The sequence below is a fragment of the Mycobacterium sp. NGS40 genome, assembly GCF_059812735.1.
On record NZ_JCALDG010000008.1, the window covers coordinates 220,826 to 241,742 of the forward strand.

The 20,917-nt window shown below is 68.0% G+C and carries 22 protein-coding genes; 16 read left to right on the forward strand and 6 right to left on the reverse strand.

Going from position 1 to position 20,917, the window contains the following annotated elements; genetic code table 11:
- Nucleotide 1: 1 nt before the first annotated feature.
- Both glnB and AC5Y5O_RS14845 read left to right on the forward strand, forming a co-directional pair.
- Nucleotides 2–340 (forward strand): nitrogen regulatory protein P-II, encoded by a 339-nt coding sequence (gene glnB / locus AC5Y5O_RS14840; protein ID WP_096286058.1) that lies wholly within the window; start codon nucleotides 2–4, stop codon nucleotides 338–340.
- Between the two features lie 45 nt (nucleotides 341–385).
- Nucleotides 386–2,872 carry a [protein-PII] uridylyltransferase gene (locus AC5Y5O_RS14845; RefSeq protein ID WP_500025639.1) on the forward strand — a complete coding sequence of 829 codons (2,487 nt, stop codon included), beginning with the start codon at nucleotides 386–388 and terminating at the stop codon, nucleotides 2,870–2,872.
- A gap of 1 nt (nucleotide 2,873) precedes the next feature.
- On the opposite strand, the gene AC5Y5O_RS14850 is transcribed toward AC5Y5O_RS14845, so the two are convergent.
- Both AC5Y5O_RS14850 and AC5Y5O_RS14855 read right to left on the reverse strand, forming a co-directional pair.
- Nucleotides 2,874–4,598: a DEAD/DEAH box helicase gene (locus AC5Y5O_RS14850; protein WP_096290983.1), complete on the reverse strand. Its 1,725-nt coding sequence runs from the start codon at nucleotides 4,596–4,598 to the stop codon at nucleotides 2,874–2,876.
- Between the two features lie 132 nt (nucleotides 4,599–4,730).
- Nucleotides 4,731–5,537 (reverse strand): alpha/beta hydrolase, encoded by an 807-nt coding sequence (locus tag AC5Y5O_RS14855; protein WP_500025640.1) that lies wholly within the window; start codon nucleotides 5,535–5,537, stop codon nucleotides 4,731–4,733.
- A gap of 151 nt (nucleotides 5,538–5,688) precedes the next feature.
- Here AC5Y5O_RS14855 and ffh point away from each other — a divergent pair, with 151 nt between their 5' ends.
- The 5 genes from ffh (at nucleotide 5,689) to AC5Y5O_RS14880 (ending at nucleotide 12,569) form a co-directional block, all read left to right on the forward strand.
- Nucleotides 5,689–7,245: a signal recognition particle protein gene (ffh, locus tag AC5Y5O_RS14860; protein WP_096286064.1), complete on the forward strand. Its 1,557-nt coding sequence runs from the start codon at nucleotides 5,689–5,691 to the stop codon at nucleotides 7,243–7,245.
- A gap of 13 nt (nucleotides 7,246–7,258) precedes the next feature.
- Complete coding sequence (locus AC5Y5O_RS14865; protein ID WP_500025641.1) at nucleotides 7,259–8,341, forward strand: metal-dependent hydrolase family protein; 1,083 nt, start codon at nucleotides 7,259–7,261, stop codon at nucleotides 8,339–8,341.
- Between the two features lie 65 nt (nucleotides 8,342–8,406).
- Nucleotides 8,407–10,107, forward strand: coding sequence for a serine/threonine-protein kinase (locus AC5Y5O_RS14870; protein ID WP_500025642.1), 1,701 nt, complete (start codon nucleotides 8,407–8,409; stop codon nucleotides 10,105–10,107).
- Nucleotides 10,108–10,174: 67 nt separating this feature from the next.
- On the forward strand, nucleotides 10,175–11,968 hold the full coding sequence (locus AC5Y5O_RS14875; protein WP_096286069.1) for an N-acyl-D-amino-acid deacylase family protein: 1,794 nt from the start codon (nucleotides 10,175–10,177) through the stop codon (nucleotides 11,966–11,968).
- Between the two features lies 1 nt (nucleotide 11,969).
- Complete coding sequence (locus AC5Y5O_RS14880) at nucleotides 11,970–12,569, forward strand: TetR/AcrR family transcriptional regulator (RefSeq protein WP_096286070.1); 600 nt, start codon at nucleotides 11,970–11,972, stop codon at nucleotides 12,567–12,569.
- On the opposite strand, the gene AC5Y5O_RS14885 is transcribed toward AC5Y5O_RS14880, so the two are convergent.
- Both AC5Y5O_RS14885 and AC5Y5O_RS14890 read right to left on the reverse strand, forming a co-directional pair.
- On the reverse strand, nucleotides 12,566–13,435 hold the full coding sequence (locus tag AC5Y5O_RS14885; RefSeq protein ID WP_096286071.1) for a D-alanyl-D-alanine carboxypeptidase family protein: 870 nt from the start codon (nucleotides 13,433–13,435) through the stop codon (nucleotides 12,566–12,568). The two genes, AC5Y5O_RS14880 and AC5Y5O_RS14885, sit on opposite strands and share 4 nt — an antisense overlap.
- Before the next feature lie 43 nt (nucleotides 13,436–13,478).
- On the reverse strand, nucleotides 13,479–13,820 hold the full coding sequence (locus tag AC5Y5O_RS14890; protein ID WP_133160833.1) for a hypothetical protein: 342 nt from the start codon (nucleotides 13,818–13,820) through the stop codon (nucleotides 13,479–13,481).
- A gap of 59 nt (nucleotides 13,821–13,879) precedes the next feature.
- On the opposite strand from AC5Y5O_RS14890, the gene AC5Y5O_RS14895 reads away from it, so the two are divergent.
- Nucleotides 13,880–14,368: a carboxymuconolactone decarboxylase family protein gene (locus tag AC5Y5O_RS14895; protein WP_096286075.1), complete on the forward strand. Its 489-nt coding sequence runs from the start codon at nucleotides 13,880–13,882 to the stop codon at nucleotides 14,366–14,368.
- A 53-nt stretch (nucleotides 14,369–14,421) separates the two neighbouring features.
- Nucleotides 14,422–14,853 carry a nuclear transport factor 2 family protein gene (locus AC5Y5O_RS14900; RefSeq protein WP_207768487.1) on the forward strand — a complete coding sequence of 144 codons (432 nt, stop codon included), beginning with the start codon at nucleotides 14,422–14,424 and terminating at the stop codon, nucleotides 14,851–14,853.
- Between the two features lie 30 nt (nucleotides 14,854–14,883).
- Here AC5Y5O_RS14900 and AC5Y5O_RS14905 read toward each other — a convergent pair whose 3' ends face one another.
- Complete coding sequence (locus AC5Y5O_RS14905; RefSeq protein ID WP_207768488.1) at nucleotides 14,884–15,222, reverse strand: hypothetical protein; 339 nt, start codon at nucleotides 15,220–15,222, stop codon at nucleotides 14,884–14,886.
- A gap of 251 nt (nucleotides 15,223–15,473) precedes the next feature.
- Here AC5Y5O_RS14905 and rpsP point away from each other — a divergent pair, with 251 nt between their 5' ends.
- Genes rpsP through trmD form a run of 4 tightly spaced genes read left to right on the forward strand, consistent with a single transcriptional unit; the run spans nucleotide 15,474 to nucleotide 17,502 of the window.
- Nucleotides 15,474–16,004, forward strand: a complete 531-nt coding sequence (rpsP, locus tag AC5Y5O_RS14910) for a 30S ribosomal protein S16 (protein WP_096286081.1) — start codon at nucleotides 15,474–15,476, stop codon at nucleotides 16,002–16,004.
- A gap of 8 nt (nucleotides 16,005–16,012) precedes the next feature.
- A complete protein-coding gene (locus AC5Y5O_RS14915; protein ID WP_025736282.1) occupies nucleotides 16,013–16,255 on the forward strand; it encodes an RNA-binding protein in 243 nt (80 codons plus the stop codon).
- Between the two features lie 11 nt (nucleotides 16,256–16,266).
- Entirely contained in the window at nucleotides 16,267–16,800 is a 534-nt protein-coding gene (gene rimM / locus AC5Y5O_RS14920; protein ID WP_500025643.1) for a ribosome maturation factor RimM, read from the forward strand.
- Between the two features lie 3 nt (nucleotides 16,801–16,803).
- Nucleotides 16,804–17,502 (forward strand): tRNA (guanosine(37)-N1)-methyltransferase TrmD, encoded by a 699-nt coding sequence (gene trmD / locus AC5Y5O_RS14925; protein WP_096286085.1) that lies wholly within the window; start codon nucleotides 16,804–16,806, stop codon nucleotides 17,500–17,502.
- Here trmD and AC5Y5O_RS14930 read toward each other — a convergent pair.
- Complete coding sequence (locus tag AC5Y5O_RS14930) at nucleotides 17,499–18,476, reverse strand: serine hydrolase (RefSeq protein ID WP_096286087.1); 978 nt, start codon at nucleotides 18,474–18,476, stop codon at nucleotides 17,499–17,501. The two genes, trmD and AC5Y5O_RS14930, sit on opposite strands and share 4 nt — an antisense overlap.
- Nucleotides 18,477–18,815: 339 nt before the next feature.
- Between AC5Y5O_RS14930 and rplS the strand changes: the two genes are divergently transcribed.
- The 3 genes from rplS to AC5Y5O_RS14945 all read left to right on the forward strand — a co-directional run bounded on the left by rplS (nucleotide 18,816) and on the right by AC5Y5O_RS14945 (nucleotide 20,898).
- Entirely contained in the window at nucleotides 18,816–19,157 is a 342-nt protein-coding gene (gene rplS, locus AC5Y5O_RS14935) for a 50S ribosomal protein L19 (RefSeq protein ID WP_096286089.1), read from the forward strand.
- A 90-nt stretch (nucleotides 19,158–19,247) separates the two neighbouring features.
- Nucleotides 19,248–20,153: a signal peptidase I gene (lepB, locus tag AC5Y5O_RS14940; protein ID WP_096286091.1), complete on the forward strand. Its 906-nt coding sequence runs from the start codon at nucleotides 19,248–19,250 to the stop codon at nucleotides 20,151–20,153.
- 13 nt (nucleotides 20,154–20,166) lie between these two features.
- Nucleotides 20,167–20,898 carry a ribonuclease HII gene (locus AC5Y5O_RS14945; protein WP_500025644.1) on the forward strand — a complete coding sequence of 244 codons (732 nt, stop codon included), beginning with the start codon at nucleotides 20,167–20,169 and terminating at the stop codon, nucleotides 20,896–20,898.
- Nucleotides 20,899–20,917: the final 19 nt, after the last annotated feature.

Sequence of the window (20,917 nt, forward strand, 5' to 3'; positions counted from 1 at the left end):
CATGAAGCTGATCACCGCGATCGTGAAGCCGTTCACCCTCGATGACGTGAAGACCAGCCTCGAAGACGCGGGCGTCCTGGGGCTGACCGTCAGCGAAGTCCAGGGTTACGGCCGCCAGAAGGGGCACACCGAGGTTTACCGCGGTGCTGAATACTCGGTCGATTTCGTGCCGAAGGTTCGGATCGAGGTCGTTGTCGATGATTCCGTCGTCGACAAGGTCGTCGACAGCATCGTCCGGGCGGCCCGCACTGGCAAGATCGGTGATGGCAAGGTCTGGGTCAGTCCCGTGGAAACCATTGTGCGAGTGCGCACCGGTGAGCGCGGGACCGATGCGATATGACGCTAGCCGCAAGTTGAGGTTCCAGCCCGGGCGGGCCGGGAGGTTATGAAACCGACCGAGCCCGACCGGGAACCTGGAGCGGACGCCGCGCAGACTGAAATCGCTTCTGGTGCAAGCGATTTGGCCTCTGCGCGGCGTACGCTGCTGTCTGAGGGCGGCACCCTGCACGCGGCCGAACTGCGGCACGCCTGGCTGGAACTGCATGAGTCGTGGCTGGCGGCCAAGTCCGCCGAACTCGGGATCACCGACAGCAGTGGCTTCGCGCTCGTCGGGGTCGGCGGCCTGGGCCGGCGCGAGCTGCTCCCTTATTCCGATCTTGACTTGATGTTGTTGCACGACAACGTGTCTGACGACGTGCTGCAGCGGGTCGCCGACGGGCTGTGGTATCCGTTGTGGGACGCCAACGTTCGGCTCGACCACAGCGTGCGCACGGTATCCGGAACGCTCGGTGTCGCCAACGGCGACATGATCGCCGCCCTGGGCCTGCTGGACGCTCGCCACATCGCCGGTGATCCCGCGTTGTCCGAGGAGTTGATTGCCGGCGCAAGAAAGCAGTGGCGCACCGCAATTCGCTCTCGGATGGACGAGCTGGTCGAGATGACCAACGCCCGCTGGCGGCGCTGTGGCCGGATCGCGCAACGCGCCGAGCCCGATCTGAAATCAGGCCGCGGCGGCCTGCGCGACGTCCAATTGCTGGACGCGCTGGGCGTCGCCCAACTGATCGACCGCCGCGGCATGAGTCGTCCGGAGATCCCGGGCGGTTCGCTCGACGACGCGTATCTGACGCTGCTCGACGTGCGCACCGAACTGCATCGGGTTTCGGGCCGCGGACGCGACCAGCTGCTGGCTCAGTTCGCCGATGAGATCAGCGCCGCCCTGTACATGGGTGATCGATTCAGCTTGGCGCGCACGCTTTCCGACGCCGGCCGCACGATCGCGTACCACGCCGAAACCGGCCTGCGGACCGCGCAGAATGCGCTGCCACGCCGCGGCATCACCGCGTTGGTCCGACGCCCCAAGCGGCGACCGCTGGACGAGGGCGTGGTCGAGTATGACGGCGAAATCGTGCTGGCTCGCGAGGCGCAACCCCAAACCGATGCCGGACTGGTGCTCCGGGTGGCGGCCGCGTCGGCCGACACGGGGCTGCCGATCGGTGCCGCGACGCTGAGCCGGCTGGCCGCCAGCGTCCCCGACTTGCCGACACCGTGGCCGCGGGAGGCGCTGGACGACCTGCTGGTGGTGCTGTTGGCCGGCCCCACGATGGTCGACACGATCGAGGCACTGGACCGTACCGGCTTGTGGAGCAAGCTCTTTCCCGAATGGGACGCGGTGCGCGACCTTCCGCCGCGCGATGTGTCCCATGTGTGGACGGTGGACCGCCACATCGTCGAGACCGCCGTCAACGCGGCACCGCTGACCACCCGCGTCGCGCGATCGGACCTGCTCGCGATCGGCGCGCTGCTGCATGACATCGGCAAGGGCCGCGGCGTGGACCACTGTGTGTTCGGGGCGGATTTGGTGCCACCCATCGGCGAGCGGCTGGGGCTGGAACCCCGGGACATCGAGACACTGGCGGGCATGGTCCGCCACCATCTGCTGCTGCCCATCACGGCCACCCGAAGCGATCTCAACGATCCGAAAACCATTGCGTCCGTTGCCGAGGCGTTGGGCGGGGATCTGCAACTGCTGGAGCTGCTGCACGCGCTCGCCGAGGCCGACTCGAAGGCCACCGGGCCGGGGGTTTGGAGTGACTGGAAAGCCTCGCTGATGGAGGACCTGGTGCGCCGCTGTCGGCTGGTGATGGTGGGTGAGCCGCTGCCCAAAGCCGAACCGACTGCGCCACATTATCTTTCGCTGGCGGCCAGCCACGGCGTACACGTGGAGATCAACGGTGGGGAGTCCGAGCGTCTGCACACGGTGATGGTCGCGCCGGACAAGCGGGGACTGGTGTCCAAGGCCGCCGCAGTGCTGGCGCTGAATTCGCTGCGGATCCATTCCGCGACGGTCAACACGCACGAGGGCGTCGCGATCGCCGAGTTCGTGGTGTCGCCGCTGTTCGGCTCGCCGCCCGAAGCGGGCCTGCTGCGCCAGCAGTTCGTGGGCGCCCTGGCCGGCGACGTCGATGTCCTCGGCGCGCTGGAAAAGCGCGACACCGATGCCGCCAACTCGGCGATGGCCCGGGCGGGGGAGATTCAGGTGGGGGCACCGCTGACCCGATCCACCGCCCCGCCGCGCATCCTGTGGCTTGACGCCGCCGCGCCCGAGCACCTCGTCGTCGAGGTGCGCGCGATGGACCGGCTCGGGCTGCTGGCGTTGCTGGCTCAGGCGCTCGAGCGGGCGGGAGCAGATATGGCCTGGGCGAAGGTCAATACGTTCGGATCGACGGCCGCCGACGTGTTCTGTGTGACCATGCCGGGCGACGCCGTCGACGGCGACCAGCGCACGGCTGCCCGCGCCGACGTGGAGAAGCAATTGCTGGCGGTGCTGGGCGCCTCCGCGGACGCGGTGGTCGACGAGCCCGTCACCGAGTGAACTACGCCAGCTCCGAATTCAGTTGGCGCAGCGCCACAATGCGGTCCTTGAGCTGATCGCGGGTGGCCGCGGCGATCGGCGGTCCGCCGCAACGGCGGCGCAGTTCGTTGTGGATCCAGCCGTGCGGCTTGCCGGTGCGGTGATGGGCGACCGACACCAGACTGTTGAGTTCGCGGCGCAGCTCGCGCAGCTGCCCGTGCATGGCCCCCGGCCCGGAGGGTGCGGGCGCGGATTGTCCGGAGGCGGCCCGCTTCTGCAGTTGCTCGTCCTGGCGGCGATGCAGCAGCGCCCGCATCTGGGTGGCGTCGAGCAAACCAGGGATGCCGAGGTAGTCTGCCTCCTCGTCGCTGCCCGCCGCGGCGGCGGTGCCGAACGAGGACCCGTCGAAGATGACCTGATCCAATTCGGCGTCGGCGCCCAGCGACGTGAAACCCTTTTCCAGGTCGGTCTTTTCGTTCTGCTCCCCGACGGCGCGATCGGAGAGCAGGGGGTCGTCGAGTGACTCCCGGTGCGGTTCGCCGAGCACGTGATTGCGCTCGGCTTCCAACTCGCTGGCCAGCATCAGCAAGTTGGGCACCGACGGCACGAAGATGCTCGCGGTCTCGCCCGGGCGCCGCGACCGCACGAAGCGCCCGATGGCCTGGGCGAAGAACAGCGGCGTCGAGGCGCTGGTGGCGTAGATCCCGACCGACAGCCGGGGCACGTCGACACCTTCGGAGACCATCCGCACCGCGACCAGCCAGCGTGAGGTGCTGTCGGAGAATTCGGAGATCCGCTGCGACGATCCGGGATCGTCGGAGAGCACCAGCGTCGGCGCTTCCCCGGTCAGCCGGGTCAGCAGGGTCGCATACGCGCGGGCCGCGGTCTGATCCGACGCGATGATCATGCCGCCGGCGTCGGGCACATGGGTGCGCAGCTGACGCAACCGCTGATCCGCGGCGGTGATCACCGCGGGCATCCATTCGCCGGCGGGGTCCAGCGCGGTGCGCCATGCCCGTGCGGTCTGCTCGGCCGATAGCGGCTCGCCGAGGCGCGCTTCGTGTTCCTCGCCGGCGCTGTCGCGCCAGCGCGCTTGCCCGGAGTAGGCGAGAAACACCACCGGGCGCACCACCCCGTCGGCCAGCGCTTCGGCATAGCCGTAGGTGTGGTCGGCTTGCGAACGGCGAATCCCGTCCAGGCCCGATTCGTAGCTGACGAACGGGATGGGGCTGTCGTCGCTGCGAAACGGGGTGCCCGTCAAGGCAAGTCGGCGTGTCGCGTCGCTGAATGCTTCACGGATGGCGTCGCCCCAGGTCTTGGCGTCACCGCCGTGGTGGATCTCGTCGAAGACGACCAGCGTCTTGCGCTGCTCGGTGCGGACCCGGTGCAGCGTCGGATGCGAGGCGACCTGGGCGTAGGTGACCATCACGCCGTGGTACTCCGGCGAGGTCGCCGCGCTGGTGTTGGAGAATCGGGGGTCCAGGTATATGCCGTGCCGCAGCGCGGCCTGCGCCCACTGCACCTTGAGGTGCTCGGTGGGCACCACGACGGTGATCTGCTCGACGACACGACTGCTCAGCAGTTCGGCGATCACCCGCAATGCGAACGTCGTCTTCCCGGATCCGGGGGTGGCCACGGCCAGGAAGTCGCGCGGCGAGTCGGCCACGTATTTCACCAGCGCGCGGCGCTGCCAGCCTCGCAGCGGTCGCGTGTCGATTCCAACGCTCGCGTCAGCGACCGGCTGCATCGACACGACTCCCCTCAGTAGTTGCTCTCCGACGCGGCCAGCTCAGTTAAGTGGCGGGTGTGAAATGTAGCATGGCAACGCTTTTCGGCGCTGGACCGACGCTGCAACGACTCGAAAGAGACGAAAGCCAGGTTATCCGGAAAGCCGTGAAGGGTTCGCAAAATCGCGGGTTTCTAGCCAGGAATCTATCCGCGCGGCGACGTCGGCCCAGCCCGGTTCGAGCATCATGTTGTGGCCCATCGCGAAGAACTCCGGCTCGGTGCCGTAGGCCCGCGCCGTGGCGCGCACCTCCTCGACGCTGACGAACCCGTCGTACAGCGCACCCAGGACCAGGATCGGCGTGTGGACCCGTCGGGTCCTGACGCGGCGCAACACCGGATCGGTCATGGCAGCGCGCACGCTCTCGGCTCCGGCGCGAAGACGACAGGATTCGACGATGGCCTCGGGCGTGTCGGCGCAGAACAGGTACTCGCGGGTCAGCTCCGGGGTGGCCAGGAATTTCAGCAGGGTCGGGTCGCTCCAGGCCTCCAGAGTCATCGACGGCCGGCGCCGCCACACCCGTATCGCCAGGCTGAGCACGCCCGTCGGCGGCACCGAGCCCAGCAGCACCGCGGCCGGGGCGCCGTGCTCCTCTAGGTAGCGCTGGATCACGAAACCGCCCAGCGAATGGCCGATCAGCACCGGCCGGCCACCCAGGTCGTCGGCCACCGACTGCAGATCATCCATGTAGTCGGCGACGGAAACCTTGGACAGGGGTTTGGCGGTGGGGCTGGTGCCGTGTCCGCGAAAGCTGATCGACACCGCGCGATAGCCCGCGTCGGCGAAGTAGTCCAGGAAATGGTCGTCCCAGCACCACGCGCCATGCCAGCCGCCGTGCACGAAGAGCAACGGCACCGGATGGTCCTGGCTGCAGGACCCCTTGTCGATTACCTCGAGCATGTGCTGACATTTGCTGGCCGCGGCTGTGGCGTCAAGGGCCTGACCCCACTCACCGGGCGTCACGCCAGCGTGGCTTTGACCGACGACAGTCACGCCGGCGTGACGTTCGCGCCCGTGGAGGGTCCGTAACGCACTCCAGTAGCCTGTTGGGGTGTTTGAATCGCTCTCCGACCGGTTGACCGGTGCCCTTGCGGGGCTGCGCGGCAAAGGTCGATTGACCGACGCCGACATCGATGCCACCACGCGCGAAATCCGTCTCGCGCTGCTGGAAGCCGACGTCTCACTTCCTGTCGTGCGGGCCTTCGTCGCCCGGATCAAGGAGCGCGCCCGGGGCGCCGAGGTGTCCGGTGCCCTCAACCCGGCGCAGCAGGTCGTCAAGATCGTCAACGAAGAACTGATCGGCATCCTCGGCGGCGAGACCCGGCAACTGGCGTTCGCGAAGACACCGCCGACCGTCATCATGCTCGCCGGTCTGCAGGGTTCCGGTAAGACCACGCTGGCCGGGAAGCTGGCCGCCTGGTTGCGCGGCCAGGGGCACACGCCGCTGCTGGTGGCCTGTGACCTGCAACGTCCCGCCGCGGTGAACCAGCTGCAGGTCGTCGGCCAGCGCGCCGGGGTGCCGGTCTTCGCGCCGCATCCGGGGGAGTCCCCGGGCTCCGGCCCCGGTGACCCGGTCGCCGTCGCATCGGCCGGGCTCGCCGAAGCCCGCGCCAAGCACCACGACGTGGTGATCGTCGACACCGCCGGCCGTCTGGGTATCGACGACGAGCTGATGAGCCAGGCCGCGGCCATCCGGGACGCCGTCGATCCCGACGAAGTGATCTTCGTGCTCGACGCGATGATCGGTCAGGACGCGGTCACCACCGCCGAAGCGTTCCGTGAGGGTGTCGGCTTCACCGGCGTGGTGCTGACCAAGCTGGACGGCGACGCGCGCGGTGGTGCGGCGTTGTCGGTCCGCGAGGTCACCGGCGTGCCAATCCTTTTCGCGTCCACCGGCGAGAAGCTGGAAGACTTCGACGTCTTCCACCCGGACCGGATGGCCAGCCGCATCCTCGGCATGGGCGACGTGCTCAGCCTGATCGAACAGGCCGAGCAGGTCTTTGACGCCGAGCAGGCCGAGGCCGCCGCGGCCAAGATCGGGTCCGGCGAGCTGACCCTCGAGGACTTCCTCGAACAGATGCTCGCGATCCGCAAGATGGGCCCGATCGGCAACCTGCTGGGCATGCTGCCCGGTGCCGGGCAGATGAAGGACGCGCTGGCCGAGGTCGACGACCGCCAGCTCGACCGGTTGCAGGCCATCATCCGCGGGATGACGCCGCAGGAGCGCGCCGACCCCAAGATCATCAACGCCTCGCGGCGACTGCGCATCGCGAATGGATCCGGTGTCAGCGTTTCTGAAGTCAACCAGCTCGTGGACCGCTTCTTCGAAGCCCGCAAGATGATGTCGTCGATGCTGGGCGGCATGGGCATCCCGGGGATGGGCCGCAAGTCCATCAACCGAAAAGGCAAGGGAGCCAAAGGCAAGAAGGGTAAGAAGGGAGGCCGCGGGCCGACGCCACCCAAGGCGCGCAACCCGCTGATGCAGGGCATGCCGGGGATGCCGGCGGGGTTCCCCGATCTGTCCCAGATGCCGGAGGGCCTCAACGAGCTGCCGCCCGGTCTGGCGGACTTCGATCTGTCCAAGCTGAAGTTCCCGGGCAAGAAGTAGCCGCGCGGTGCCCATGCACGTGCGGGGTCGGGGACTACCCCCGGAAAATGGCCAAGACGCCGCGGTCGAACTGTGGATCGTCGACGGCAAGATCAGCACCGAACGCGTCGCCGGGGCCGACACCGTGTTCGACGGCGGCTGGATCCTGCCCGGGCTGGTGGACGCTCACTGTCACGTCGGTCTCGGCCACGACGGCGAGATCCCCCTCCAGGACGCGATCGCACAGGCCGAGGCCGAGCGCGAGGTCGGCGCCTTGCTGCTGCGCGACTGCGGCTCGCCGACCGACACCCGCAGCCTTGACGACCACGACGACCTGCCGCGCATCATCCGGGCCGGAAAGCACATCGCGCGCCCCAAGCGCTACCAGGCCGGCTTCTCGGTCGAGCTCGAAGACGAATCACAGCTGCCGGACGCGGTGGCGGTCGAAGCCCGGCGCGGCGACGGCTGGATCAAGCTGGTCGGCGACTGGATCGACCGCGGTGTCGGCGATCTCGCGCCGCTGTGGTCCGACGACGTGCTCAAGGCGGCGATCGACACCGCGCACGCGCACGGCGCCCGCGTCACGGCGCACGTCTTCAGCGATGAGGCGATGCCGGGGCTGATCAAGGCCGGGATCGACTGCATCGAGCACGGCACCGGGCTCACCGACGAGACCATCGCGCTGATGCTTGCGCACGGAACCGTGCTGGTGCCCACCCTGATCAATATCTTCGACAATTTCCCGGGGATCGCCGACGCCGCGAAGCGCTACCCGACCTATGCCGCGCACATGCGCGATCTGTATGCGCGCTGCCCCGAGCGGATCGCGGCGGCCGTGGATGCCGGCGTGCCGATCTATGCCGGAAGCGACGCCGGCACGATGATCGCGCATGGCCGGATCGTCGACGAGGTCGAGGCGCTGACGAAGGTCGGAATGAGTCCGACCGACGCGCTGGGCGCCGCGTGCTGGGATGCCCGGCGCTGGCTGGGCCGTCCCGGCTTGGAGCACGGGGCGTCCGCGGATCTGGTCTGCTATGCGCAAGACCCGCGTAACGGTCCCGGTGTCTTGTCCCGGCCCGACCTGGTGATCCTGCGCGGCAACGTCTTTCGGCCTTGACGCACGCCGCGTGCCGTCAGGACGCCTGGTCAGCGAGGCGCCGCGGTGGCGGATAGAATGACCCGATGGCGTTGGCCAGCGGCGCGGTTTTTGCCGGTTATACCGTCGCTCGAAGGCTCGGATCCGGGGTGACTGGAGATGTCTACCTTGTTCAGGATCCTCGTTCGGCGCGCTGGCAGGCACTGAAAGTTCTGTCCCCGGCGCTGTCGTCGGACCGCCGGTTCCGCCGGGATTTTCTGTCCGAGACCCCGACGGTGTCGAGCCTGCATCACCAGCACATCGTCGAGGTGCACGACCGCGGCGACTACGACGGACAGCTGTGGATCGCGATGGACTACGTGGAGGGCAGCAACGCCGCGCAGCTGCTCAAGGACCGATTCCCGGCGGTGTGGCCGGTCGGTGAAGTGCTGGCGATCATCACCGCGGTGGCCGACGCACTGGACTATGCGCACCAGCGCGGGTTGTTGCATCGCGACGTCAAGCCGGCCAACATTCTGCTGACCAACCCCTCCGACGGCGAGCAACGGATTTTGTTGTCGGACTTCGGAGTAGCCCGCCCACTGGGCGAGCACTCCGGCGTGGTCGGCACGCATGTCCCGGTCGGCACCGTGGGCTACGCCGCGCCCGAGCAGTTGATGGGCGCCGACGTCGACCGGCGCGCCGACCAGTATGCGTTGGCGGCAACGGCATTTCACCTGTTGACGGGCGCACCGCCAACCGAGTACCGCAGTCCGTCCGCCGCGCTGCGCGAGCTGCTGGAAGGTGCACCGCGCAAACTCAGCGACCAGCGCCCGGAATTGGCGCAGCTGGATCACGTGTTCGCGCGGGCGCTCGCCAACCGGCCCGCCGACCGGTTTGCGAGTTGCCGAGAGTTCGCCGAGGCCGCCAATGCACTGTTCGCGACCCAGCGGGCGGATCGCAGTCCCGAGGCTGTCCTTGTCCTCGACTACCCGGCCTTCGGGTGGCCCGACGACGAGGACGCCGCGAGCACCGAATCGGCCGCACCCGATGCCGAGGCACCGGCCGCGCTGCCGACGCGGCGCAGGCCCCGCAAAATCGTGCTCGGCGCCGCCGCGATCCTGCTGCTGATCGCGTTGTTCGCGTTCGGCCTGATCATCGGGCGAAAGATGGAGTCGACCGCGGCACGCGGGGCAAGCGCCCCCGCCAGCGCGCCCGCCCCGGCCGCCGTGCCGCCGCCCACCGCCCCGTCCGGCCCGCCCGCTGCGCTGGACGGCACCTATCGCCTCGACGCGCAGCGGTCCAAGGAGACCTTCGACTACACGCCGAGCCCGCAACCGCCGGACGTCTCGACCTGGTGGGCATTGCGCTCGTCGTGCACGCCGTCGTACTGCTCGGCCGCGGCGGTACTGCTGGACAACAACGACCACACCCAGCCGGCCAACTCCGGCGGTCGTCCGGTGATTTTTCAGTTCACCGACGGCCAATGGCAGGCGCGGCCGGAAACGGTGCCGTTTCCGTGCGTGGGGCCGACCGGGTTGGCCAAGTCGCAGACCACGGTGCAGACGCTGGCATTGCGGCCCAATCCGCAGGGGGACCTCGTCGGTGAAATGGATCTCGTCGTGCAAACCGACGAGTGTGGTCAGCGCGGATCGGTGATCCGGGTTCCCGCGACGCTGACCCGCACCGCCGATACCCCGTCCGGCGTCTCCGTGCCGGACCCGGTCTCGGTCCCCGAACCCACCGGCCTGCTCAGCCCCGCCCCCGCAGCGCCCAGCGCCACGAAACCGGCGAAGCCGGGAGGGTAATCCGGTAGAAAGATTGCGAGCGCTCACTATCTATGATAGGTTCGCTCCAACATACCGGGAGGCGACAATGACGTACGACGTGATCATCCGAGATGGCTTGTGGTTCGACGGAACCGGTAGCACGCCGCACACCCGCACGCTGGGTATCCGCGACGGCGTGGTGGCCACGGTGTCGACCCGGCCGCTCGACGAGACGGGCTGCCCAGAGGTCATCGACGCGGCCGGCAAGTGGGTGGTGCCGGGCTTCATCGACGTGCACACCCACTACGACGCCGAGGTACTGCTGGACCCGGGCCTGCGCGAGTCGGTGCGCCACGGTGTCACCACGGTGCTGCTGGGCATGTGCTCGCTGTCGACGGTCTACGCCAACAGCGAAGACGCCGCGGACCTGTTCAGCCGGGTCGAGGCGGTGCCACGCGAATATGTGCACGGCGCGCTGGAGACCAACCGGACCTGGGCGAACGCCGCGGAGTACATCGCCGCCGTCGACGAGTTGCCGCTCGGGCCGAATGTCAGCTCGCTGCTTGGGCATTCGGACCTGCGCTCCGCGGTGCTCGGGCTCGACCGGGCCACCGACGCCGACGTCAGGCCCACCGACGCCGAACTGGACAAGATGGCGACGTTGCTCGAGGAGGCGCTCGACGCCGGAATGCTCGGCATGTCAGGCATGGACGCCGCGATCGACAAACTCGACGGCGACCGCTTCCGCTCCCGGGCGCTGCCGTCGACCTTCGCGACCTGGCGGGAGCGGCGCAAGCTGATCAAGGTCCTGCGCAAGCGCGGCCGGATCCTGCAGAGCGCGCCCGACGTCAACCGGGCGGCCACGGCGATCATGTTCTTCCTGGAAAGCAGCCGAATCTTCAGACGCCGCAAGGGCGTTCGGATGAGTCTGCTGGTGTCGGCGGACGCCAAGTCCAACCCGCTCGCCGTCTACGTGTTCGGGCCCGGCGTCCGGCTGATGAACAAGCTGCTGGGCTCGAGCGTGCGGTTCCAGCACCTGCCGGTGCCGTTCGAGCTGTACTCCGATGGCATCGACCTGCCGGTCTTCGAGGAGTTCGGTGCGGGCACCGCCGCCTTACATCTGCGAGACCAGTTGCAGCGCAACGAATTACTGGCCGACGAGGCCTACCGCCGCGAGTTCCGCAAGGAGTTCGACCGCATCAAGCTGGGCCCGTCGCTGTGGCACCGCGACTTCCACGACGCCGTCATCGTCGAGTGCCCCGATAAGTCGTTGATCGGCAAGAGCTTTGGCGCGATCGCCGATCAGCGCGGACTGCATCCGCTCGACGCGTTCCTCGACGTGCTCGTCGAAAACGGTGAACGCAATGTGCGATGGACGACCATCGTTGCCAACCACCGGCCCAAGCTGCTCGACGCGCTGGCCAACGAGGAGAGCGTGCACATGGGCTTCTCGGATGCCGGTGCGCACCTGCGCAATATGGCGTTCTACAACTTTCCGATCAAGCTGCTCAAGCGAACCCGCGACGCCTACCGGGCGGGTGCGCCGTTCATGTCCACCGAACGGGCCGTGCACCGCCTGACCGGTGAGCTGGCGGAATGGTTCGGCATCGACGCCGGAACGCTGCGCCAAGGTGACCGTGCCGACTTCGTGGTGATCGACCCGGCCGGCCTGAACGACGAGGTCGAGGCCTACCACGAGGAAGAGGTCCCCTTCTACGGCGGCCTGCGGCGAATGGTCAACCGCAACGACGATGCCGTCGTAGCGACCGCTGTGGGCGGCACCGTGGTCTTCCGCGCCGGCGAGTTCCGCGACGGCTACGGCCAGACCGCGAAGTCGGGCCGGTACCTGCGGGCGGGTCAGCGGCATCGGGGCCGCAGCGCTCACAAAGTCAGTGCCTGAGATGGCCCGAACCCAGCAGCAACGCCGCGAGGAGACGGTCGGGAGGCTCCTCGAGGCGTCCATCGCAAGCATCGTCGAGGTCGGCTACGCGCGGGCATCGGCGGCCGTGATCACCAAGGCGGCCGGGGTGTCGGTGGGTGCGTTGTTCCGCCACTTCGAGACGATGAGCGACTTCATGGCGGCGACGGCGTCGGAGGTGCTGCGCCGGCAGGTGGAGTCGTTCACCAAGCAGGTCGCCCAGATCCCGGCCGACCGGCCGGCGCTGGAAGCGGCGCTGACGATTCTGCGGGACATCACCGGCGGTCCCACCAACGCCGTGCTCTACGAATTGATGGTCGCCGCGCGCACCGACGCGAAGCTGCGCGCCCATCTGCGCGAGGTGCTGGCGCAGTACACCGCGAAGATTCTCGACGCCGCGCGGGCGCTGCCGGGCGCCGACGCCGTCGGCGAGGAGACGTTCCCGGTGCTGGTGGCGCTGATGACCAACGTGTTCGACGGCGCGGCGATCGTGCGCGGGATTTTTCCGGAGCCCGATATCGAAGAGCAACGCATTGCGTTGCTGTCCAAGCTGATAACCGGGCTTGTTCCGAGCGAGTTTTAGAGTGAGCCGATGCTCGACGACGGATTGAGCGCGAAGCCCCAGTCGAACAGGCCGCCCGCCTGATCCCAGTACGTCGGTCCGCCGGGCTTCACCATCCCGTACATCATCGCGACCACCAGCCGGCGCCCACCGCGCGACGCGGCGCCGACGAAGGTCTTGCGCGCCGCATTGGTGAACCCGGTCTTGCCGCCGATGGCGCCCGGATACCGGGTCAGCAGCTCGTCCTGGTTGGTGATCGGCTCGTCGCCGTGATCGCCCGGGAACAGCGCCGACGGCTCGGCCGTGATGTGGGCGAACATCGGGTTGGCCATCGCGGCCCGGAAGATGACGGCCAGGTCGTGCGCGCTGGAGGCGCCGGATCCGCCGGGGCCGTCCAGCCCGGACGGGGTCGCGGCGTGGGTGCTGGTCGCTCCGAGGGAGGCGGCCTTCGCGTTCATCTTGGCCACCGTGGCGTCGGCGCCGCCCAGCAGATGCGCCAGCGTATTGGCGGCGTCGTTGCCGGACACCAGCAGCAGGCCGTCGAGCAACTGGCGCGCGGTGTAAACCCGGCCGGGTTTGATTCCGACGCAGTTGCATTCGACCTGGGTGTCTGCCACGTCGGCGACGACCGTCGAGTCCATGCTCACCTCGTCGAGAGCCACCAGCGCCAACAGCACCTTGATCGTGCTCGCGGGCGGATGAACCGCGTACTGGTCGCGACCGGCCAGCACCTGGCCGCTGTCCAGGTCGGCCAGGATCCAGGTCTGGGCCGGGCCGTCGGGGATCGGAACCGAGCCGACCGGCTGCATATCGTCGGCCCAGGAGGCGGGGGCGGTGACACCGGCGACCGTGAGCAGCGCAGCAGCTGCGGCGATGAGTTTCCGCATGGGCGCACAGTGTAACTTCCGGGCCTGGCCGACGCCTGCTGCCTCACGGGCACCAGGGCGGCACCGGGCAGAACGGCAGCGGGGGCAGCGGCAGATACGAGGTCTGGGTGGGCACCGGCCCGGGCGGCGGCGGCTGCTTGAACGGAAGGGAGGACCACGAGTAGAAGACGCCGGTGCCGGTGTCGTGGACCCCGGCGTAATCCCAGTAGAAGTCGTGGCAGACGCTCGGGTCCCAGGGGATGGGCCGGCCTGCCGGATCGGGATCGCCGGGGCACCAGCGCTGGCAGGCGCTGCCCGGCGCGCAGCTCCCTGGGGCGGCGGCGGCGCTCGGCGCCCCGACCCACACCAACAAGGCCGTTGCTAAGCAGGTGATTCCTGCTCTCATAGCGGGGATTATTCTCCTCGGCGGCTTTGCGTGGTATGGCAAAAGGGGAGGAGACAGCCATGAGTCGACGAATCGACTACCAAGCCGTGGCACCGCGGGGTGTGAAACTGCTGGGCGGCGTGCATCTGTATGTCAGCCAGTCGGGTCTGTCGCCGGTGTTGCTGACCCTCGTCTACCTGCGGGTGTCGCTGATCAACGGCTGTGCGTACTGCATCGACATGCACACGCGCGAGTTGCGCGACCTGGGGGTGTCGAACGAGAAGATCGCGTTGGTCCCGGTGTGGCCGGAAGCCGGTGAGCTGTTCGACGGCCGCGAGCGGGCCGCGCTGGCGTGGGCGGAAACCGTCACCGAAATATCGAGCACGGGCGCACCCGACAGCGCGTACGCGGCCGCGTCGGCGCAATTCGACGACAAGGAATTGGTCGATCTGACGATCGCGATCGCGACGATGAACACCTACAACCGGTTGGCGATCAGCTTCCGCAACCCGCCGGCCGCAGTGGTCGCGAAACACGACGCCAAACACGCTGGAACACAAGGAAACTGACGACCACTCGGGGTGCCTGGGTGTTCCCGATGCCCCGGGTGTTGAATCGATGCATGTTGAGCCTGGCCGAAATTTCCGACCGTCTGGAGATCCAGCAGCTGATGGTGGACTATTCCACCGCTATTGACCAGCGGCGATTCGACGATTTGGACAAGGTATTCACCGAAGACGCTTACATCGACTACACGGCCTTGGGAGGTATCGAAGGCCGTTATCCCGAGGTCAAGAAATGGCTCTCCGAGGTGCTGCCGGGCTTTCCGGTATACGCGCACATGCTCGGCAACTTCTCGGTCCAGATCGACGGGGACAAGGCCACGTCGCGGGTGATCTGTTTCAACCCGATGGTCTTTCCCGGCGCCGACGGAAAACCCGGGGACCAGGTGATGTTCTGCGGGCTCTGGTACGACGACGAGTTCGCGCGCACGCCGCAGGGCTGGCGGATGACACGCAGGGTCGAGACGAAGGTCTTCCAGAAGATCATGTGACGCCGCGGGCGAGGTGGGCCAGGCGTCGGGTCAGTGCCCTTGTCCGCGGGGTTGATTGGCCTGGAAGCACTGCACGCGCTTGGCGGCATCCTCCGGCGAGACTCCCATGGTCACCAGAATCTGGGTCACTTGGGCGGCGGGAATGCCCGAATCGAGATCGTTCTGGATGATGTGGACGCTGGGAAACCAGAATTCCGCACTGACCCCCGGCGGGGGCGGCTTCGTGTCGACGCACTGGGCGTAGCCATCGATGCCGGTCGCAGCGTGCGCGGACGGCGCCCCCAGCAGCGCGAACGGGGCGCTGAGCACGGCGGCAACAGCGACGGGACCGGTCACTCGCCGGCTCCAGCTGAAATTCACGATCCGCATCGATCGGCTCCCTACTTTCGCCCCCGCGCAATCCTAACCAGTTTGACGTCCCGCATAGCCGAAAGTCGCCGGTGCAGGCGAATTTCTGCCGGAGCCCCTCGTTCTGGCACAATAGGCGGCTGTCCGCCGCGCGACCCGCCCCGTCGCCGGGGTGCTCGTTCGGCGGTCATACACGCGAGGCAAAACCGGATCCGGGCATCCCGCCCCGATCGCTGAATTGCAGCGTGACACCCAGGAGAATTCGCTTAATCATGGCTGTCAAGATCAAGCTCACCCGGCTTGGCAAGATCCGCAATCCCCAGTACCGCATCGCCGTCGCCGACGCCCGCAACCGCCGCGACGGCCGCTCGATCGAGGTGATCGGCCGGTACCACCCGAAGGAAGACCCCAGCCTGATCGAGATCGACTCGGAGCGGGCCCAGTACTGGCTTTCGGTGGGTGCGCAGCCGACCGAGCCGGTCGTCAAACTGCTGAAGATCACCGGCGACTGGCAGAAGTTCAAGGGTCTGCCCGGCGCCGAGGGCAGCCTGCAGGTCGCCCCGGCCAAGCCCACCAAGCTGGAGCTGTTCAACGCCGCGCTGGCCGAGGCCGACGGCGGACCGACCACCGAGGCGTCCAAGCCGAAGAAGAAGGCCCCGGCCAAGAAGGCCGCTAAGGCCGACGAGGCGCCGGCGCAAACCACCGAAGCCCCGGCTGAAACCGCCGAAGCCCCTGCTGAAACCGCCGAGACCCCGGCCGAGCCGGCTGCCGAAGCGCCGGCCGAGCCCGCCACCGAAAGCTGACGGTCGCAATGAGTACCGTCGTCGTCGACGCTGTTGAACATCTGGTTCGCGGAATCGTGGACAACCCGGACGATGTCCGGGTGGACCTGGTGACGAGCCGGCGTGGGCGCACCGTCGAGGTGCATGTCCATCCCGAGGATCTGGGCAAGGTGATCGGTCGCGGCGGACGCACCGCGACCGCGTTGCGCACGCTGGTCGCCGGAATCGGGGGCCGCGGTATCCGCGTCGACGTGGTGGACACCGACCAGTAGGTCACCAACTCATGGAGCTGCTCGTCGGGCGCGTCGTGAAAGCGCACGGCATCACCGGCGAGGTGGTCGTGGAGGTTCACACCGACGACCCTGCCGATCGCTTCGCGTCGGGTATTACCCTGCGCGCCAAGCCATCTCGCGGCCGCGGAGCAGAAGGCAGCTACGTGGTCGCCGGTGCGCGCGAACACGGCGGCCGGCTGTTGGTGCGGTTGGCCGGTGTGGACGACCGCGACGCCGCCGACGCGCTGCGCGGCAGCCTGTTCGTGGTGGACTCCGGCGACCTGCCGCCGATCGACGAGCCGGACACCTACTACGACCATCAGCTCGAGGGACTGCGGGTGCGGACCACCGCGGGGGAGGATCTCGGCGTCGTTGCCGAGGTGCTGCACACCGCCGCCGGGGAACTACTGGCGGTGCACCGCAGTGACGGCGGCGAAACCCGGGAGGTACTGGTGCCGTTCGTGAATGCGATCGTCACGTCGGTGTCGCTGGACGACCGGATGGTCGAAATCGATCCGCCCGAGGGCCTGCTGGATCTGGGATAGCCGGTGCGCATAGACGTCGTGACGATCTTTCCGGCCTACCTGGATCCGCTGCGGCAATCGTTGCCCGGCAAGGCAATTGCGTCGGGCCTGGTCGACCTTCGGGTGCACGACCTGCGGGCGTGGACTCACGACGTGCACCACTCGGTGGACGACTCGCCCTACGGCGGCGGCCCGGGAATGGTGATGAAGGCGCCGGTGTGGGGCGACGCGCTGGATGAAATCTGTTCTGGCGAAACGCTATTGGTCGTTCCCACGCCGGCCGGCGCACTGTTCAAGCAATCCACCGCCCAGCGCTGGAGCGCCGAGCAGCATCTGGTGTTCGCCTGCGGCCGCTACGAGGGCATCGACCACCGCGTCGTCGAGGACGCCGCGCGACGGATGCGGGTCGAGGAAGTCTCGATCGGCGACTATGTGCTGCCGGGCGGTGAGTCGGCGGCCGTCGTGATGATCGAATCCGTGCTGCGGCTGCTGACCGGGGTGCTGGGCAATCCCGCGTCCCATCGCGAGGATTCGCACTCCGACGTGCTGGGCGGCCTTTTGGAGGGGCCCAGCTACACCCGGCCGCCGAGCTGGCGGGGGCTCGACGTCCCCGAGGTGCTGCTGTCAGGCGATCACGCCCGCATCGCGGCCTGGCGCCGGGAGGTTTCGCTGCGGCGTACGCGCGAGCGCCGGCCCGATCTCGGGCCGGGCGATTCGCCCTAGAAGGTCGTCGGCCCGATCCGGCCGTTGGGGAACATCGTCTTGACGGCCTGCGTGATCGTGTCGCGCGCCGTCGCGTCGTCGGAGGACTGCAGGGACTCCACCACCACGATGTAGCGGCGGTCCGCGCCCACCACGCCGGTCGACAGATGCATCCACTCCGTGCCGATGCAGCACATCCAGCCTTGCTTGACGGCCACCGGCTCCGCGAACAGCCCGTCGGGGATGCCGAAGCGCTGCGGGTACCCGTCGACGCCGTTCGGGGTGGAATGGGCCAGGTCGTTGACGATGATCTTGGCCCGGTCCGCCGAGAGCCCGCCGGAACCGTCGAGCAGCTTCTCGTAGTAGTGGATCAGGTCGGTCAGCGAGCTCGTCGTGTTCCACCAGCGCCCGTCCGAGGGCGGAGCGGTGGACGACAGCCCGTAGCGGCCCGCCACCTGCGTGATGATGTTGTCGCCGCCGTCCTGACCCCAGAACCTCTCGGCGGCGCCGTCGTCGGACGACTGCAGCATCAGGTCGAGTGCCTGACGGTCGTCGGGGGACAGGGCGGTCCGGCCCTGGGATTCGGCCAGCAGCAGGTCGTCGGCGATGAACAGCTTGGCCACCGAGGCCGTGCCGATGATCTGGCTGTTGCCGTTGGAGATCAGCTCGTGGGTCTTGCGGTCCAGGATGCCCACCGAGAGGGTGGCCCCGCTGGCGGCGGCCTGCTCGGTGGCCTGCTGAATGCGGGCCTGCAACCCGCCCCATCCGGCGCCGGGCAGCGCGTCCAGCGTCTTGGGCGGTGCCGCCGGCAACCCGGATGTGTCGATGGTGTCCAGCAGCAGCTGAATGAGCTGCGGTTGGTGATCGGGCGCGCCGGAGGCGTTGCTGGACGCCTTAACCTGGGATTTTGCCGCTAGTCGTGCCTCGTCGCACCCGGCCAGCACCAGCGTCACCGCCGCGACGGCGGCGAGTGCGGTGCGCGGGCGTACACGCATCTGTTCTTCTCCCAAGTCCTCTGACGTAAACCTGTGTGGGCGCCGTACCGCAATCTGCCCGGGCGTCTTCGAGTTCGGGTAGTGACTAGCGTGTGCTGACCCCAGTCATATGTACCATTCACCGGTGCCTCAGGCGCGCCATGAATCGCAGCGTTTACATGTGATTTTCAATGCACGCGGGGTGTCTGGCACAATTGACCAGTTGTCTCCAGCGGCACCCGGCCGGCCGGGCCGCATTCCGCCCGCTGCGAGATGCCACCCAAAGCCCGAATCGGCTTAACGACCACCCCTGCGTGCGGGCAGTTTCCGCACGCCGCGACCTCAAGGAAGTGTCTCCACATGAACAGGCTGGACTTCGTCGATCAGGCGTCGCTGCGCGACGGCATCCCGGCCTTCAGCCCGGGCGACACCATCAATGTGCACGTGAAGGTCATCGAGGGCGCCAAGGAGCGTATCCAGGTGTTCAAGGGCGTGGTGCTGCGCCGGCAGGGCGGTGGCGTCCGCGAGACCTTCACCGTGCGCAAGGAGAGCTACGGCGTCGGCGTCGAGCGGACCTTCCCGGTGCACTCGCCGAACATCGACCACATCGAGGTGGTCACCCGTGGCGATGTCCGCCGCGCGAAGCTCTACTACCTGCGCGAACTCCGCGGCAAGAAGGCCAAGATCAAGGAAAAGCGCTGACCGCGCGCGTCTCGACGATCACTGCGGCACGCGCGTTCGGTTTCGAAGACGCTTTACGGTCACCCACACCGCGCTGGCTACTCTGATCTCGTGACGGATTCCACGGACTCGCCCGAGCCCCAGTCCGAGCCTGGTCAGTCGGAGCCGAAGGTCTCCACTCGCGTCCCAGACGCGCCCACGAACGAACGGGCCGACGCGGTCGAGCCCACCGCCGCGCCCGAACCGGGTGCTGAGTCGCACGACGCGGACGAGCCGGAACCCAAGAAGAAGTCCGCGCTGCGCGAGCTGACGATCCTGGCGGTTACCGCGATCGTCCTCTACTACGTGATGTTGACATTCGTGGCGCGTCCGTACCTGATTCCGTCCGAGTCCATGGAGCCCACGCTGCACGGCTGCTCGGGTTGTGTCGGCGACCGGATCATGGTCGACAAGCTCACTTACCGGTTCGGGTCGCCGCACCCCGGCGACGTGATCGTCTTCAAGGGACCGCCGAACTGGAACACCGGATACAAGTCGATCCGGTCTCCCAACACCGCGCTGCGCTGGCTGCAGAACACGTTGTCGTTCATCGGTTTTGTGCCCCCCGACGAGAACGATCTGGTGAAGCGGGTGATCGCGGTCGGCGGGCAGACCGTGCAATGCCGGGCCGATACCGGGCTGACGGTCGACGGCAAGCCGCTCAAGGAGCCGTACCTGAAGCCGGCCACGATGATGGCCGACCCGTCCGTATACCCCTGCCTGGGCAGCGAATTCGGTCCGGTCACCGTCCCGGACGGGCGGTTGTGGGTGATGGGCGACAACCGCACCCACTCGGCGGATTCGCGTGCCCACTGCACGAGCACTCCGACCGACGCACTCAAAGGCATTCTGTGCACCGGTGATCCGATGTCGGGGACGGTGCCGGTGGCCAACGTCATCGGCAAGGCCAGGTTCATCGTCTGGCCGCCGACGCGATGGGGTGGAGTGGGTTCGGTGAACCCCCAGCAAGGCCAGTAGTCGTGGCTCGGAAATGACCCTGACGTGGCCGCCGCGGACGGTGATCCGCAAATCGACCGGACTGCGCACCCTGGAGTCCGCGCTGCATCGCAGCGGCCTGGGGCCGGTCGCCGGAGTGGACGAGGTCGGCCGTGGCGCCTGCGCCGGGCCGCTGGTGGTGGCGGCCTGTGTGCTGGGACCGAATCGCCTGGAAAGCCTTGCTGCCCTTGATGATTCGAAGAAGCTCACCGAGAAGATGCGGGAGAAGTTGTTCCCGCTGATCTGCCGCTACGCGTTGGCCTATCACGTGGTGTTCATCCCGTCGGTCGAAGTCGACCGGCGCGGGGTGCACGTCGCCAATATCGAAGGCATGCGGCGCGCGGTGGCGGGGCTGTCGGTGCGCCCCGGCTACGTGCTGAGCGACGGCTTTCGCGTGCCCGGGCTGCCGATGCCGTCGTTGCCGGTGGTCGGCGGGGACGCGGCCGCGGCCTGCATCGCCGCGGCCAGCGTGCTGGCCAAGGTCAGCCGCGACCGGCTGATGGTCGCGATGGACGTCGATCACCCCGGCTACGGTTTCGCGGACCACAAGGGCTACAGCACGCCCGCGCACAGCTCGGCGCTGACGCGGCTGGGGCCTTGCGCGGAGCACCGCTATTCCTTCATCAACGTCCGGCGGGTGGCCTCGCCGACCGGGGACGGCTCCCGCACCCGGTTGGTAGCCGAATGCAAACCGGACCCTCCGGGCGAGCGTGGCGAACGCCCGTGAGGAAAGATAGATGCGGACT

What these genes read in the sequence shown, in the direction of transcription:
- glnB (WP_096286058.1), top strand. Translation starts at nt 2, where the DNA reads ATGAAGCTGATCACCGCGATCGTGAAGCCGTTCACCCTCGATGACGTG.
- AC5Y5O_RS14845 (WP_500025639.1), top strand. Translation starts at nt 386, where the DNA reads ATGAAACCGACCGAGCCCGACCGGGAACCTGGAGCGGACGCCGCGCAG.
- AC5Y5O_RS14850 (WP_096290983.1), bottom strand. Translation starts at nt 4,598, where the DNA reads ATGCAGCCGGTCGCTGACGCGAGCGTTGGAATCGACACGCGACCGCTG.
- AC5Y5O_RS14855 (WP_500025640.1), bottom strand. Translation starts at nt 5,537, where the DNA reads ATGCTCGAGGTAATCGACAAGGGGTCCTGCAGCCAGGACCATCCGGTG.
- AC5Y5O_RS14865 (WP_500025641.1), top strand. Translation starts at nt 7,259, where the DNA reads ATGCACGTGCGGGGTCGGGGACTACCCCCGGAAAATGGCCAAGACGCC.
- AC5Y5O_RS14870 (WP_500025642.1), top strand. Translation starts at nt 8,407, where the DNA reads ATGGCGTTGGCCAGCGGCGCGGTTTTTGCCGGTTATACCGTCGCTCGA.
- AC5Y5O_RS14875 (WP_096286069.1), top strand. Translation starts at nt 10,175, where the DNA reads ATGACGTACGACGTGATCATCCGAGATGGCTTGTGGTTCGACGGAACC.
- AC5Y5O_RS14880 (WP_096286070.1), top strand. Translation starts at nt 11,970, where the DNA reads ATGGCCCGAACCCAGCAGCAACGCCGCGAGGAGACGGTCGGGAGGCTC.
- AC5Y5O_RS14885 (WP_096286071.1), bottom strand. Translation starts at nt 13,435, where the DNA reads ATGCGGAAACTCATCGCCGCAGCTGCTGCGCTGCTCACGGTCGCCGGT.
- AC5Y5O_RS14890 (WP_133160833.1), bottom strand. Translation starts at nt 13,820, where the DNA reads ATGAGAGCAGGAATCACCTGCTTAGCAACGGCCTTGTTGGTGTGGGTC.
- AC5Y5O_RS14895 (WP_096286075.1), top strand. Translation starts at nt 13,880, where the DNA reads ATGAGTCGACGAATCGACTACCAAGCCGTGGCACCGCGGGGTGTGAAA.
- AC5Y5O_RS14900 (WP_207768487.1), top strand. Translation starts at nt 14,422, where the DNA reads ATGTTGAGCCTGGCCGAAATTTCCGACCGTCTGGAGATCCAGCAGCTG.
- AC5Y5O_RS14905 (WP_207768488.1), bottom strand. Translation starts at nt 15,222, where the DNA reads ATGCGGATCGTGAATTTCAGCTGGAGCCGGCGAGTGACCGGTCCCGTC.
- rpsP (WP_096286081.1), top strand. Translation starts at nt 15,474, where the DNA reads ATGGCTGTCAAGATCAAGCTCACCCGGCTTGGCAAGATCCGCAATCCC.
- AC5Y5O_RS14915 (WP_025736282.1), top strand. Translation starts at nt 16,013, where the DNA reads ATGAGTACCGTCGTCGTCGACGCTGTTGAACATCTGGTTCGCGGAATC.
- rimM (WP_500025643.1), top strand. Translation starts at nt 16,267, where the DNA reads ATGGAGCTGCTCGTCGGGCGCGTCGTGAAAGCGCACGGCATCACCGGC.
- AC5Y5O_RS14930 (WP_096286087.1), bottom strand. Translation starts at nt 18,476, where the DNA reads ATGCGTGTACGCCCGCGCACCGCACTCGCCGCCGTCGCGGCGGTGACG.
- rplS (WP_096286089.1), top strand. Translation starts at nt 18,816, where the DNA reads ATGAACAGGCTGGACTTCGTCGATCAGGCGTCGCTGCGCGACGGCATC.
- AC5Y5O_RS14945 (WP_500025644.1), top strand. Translation starts at nt 20,167, where the DNA reads ATGACCCTGACGTGGCCGCCGCGGACGGTGATCCGCAAATCGACCGGA.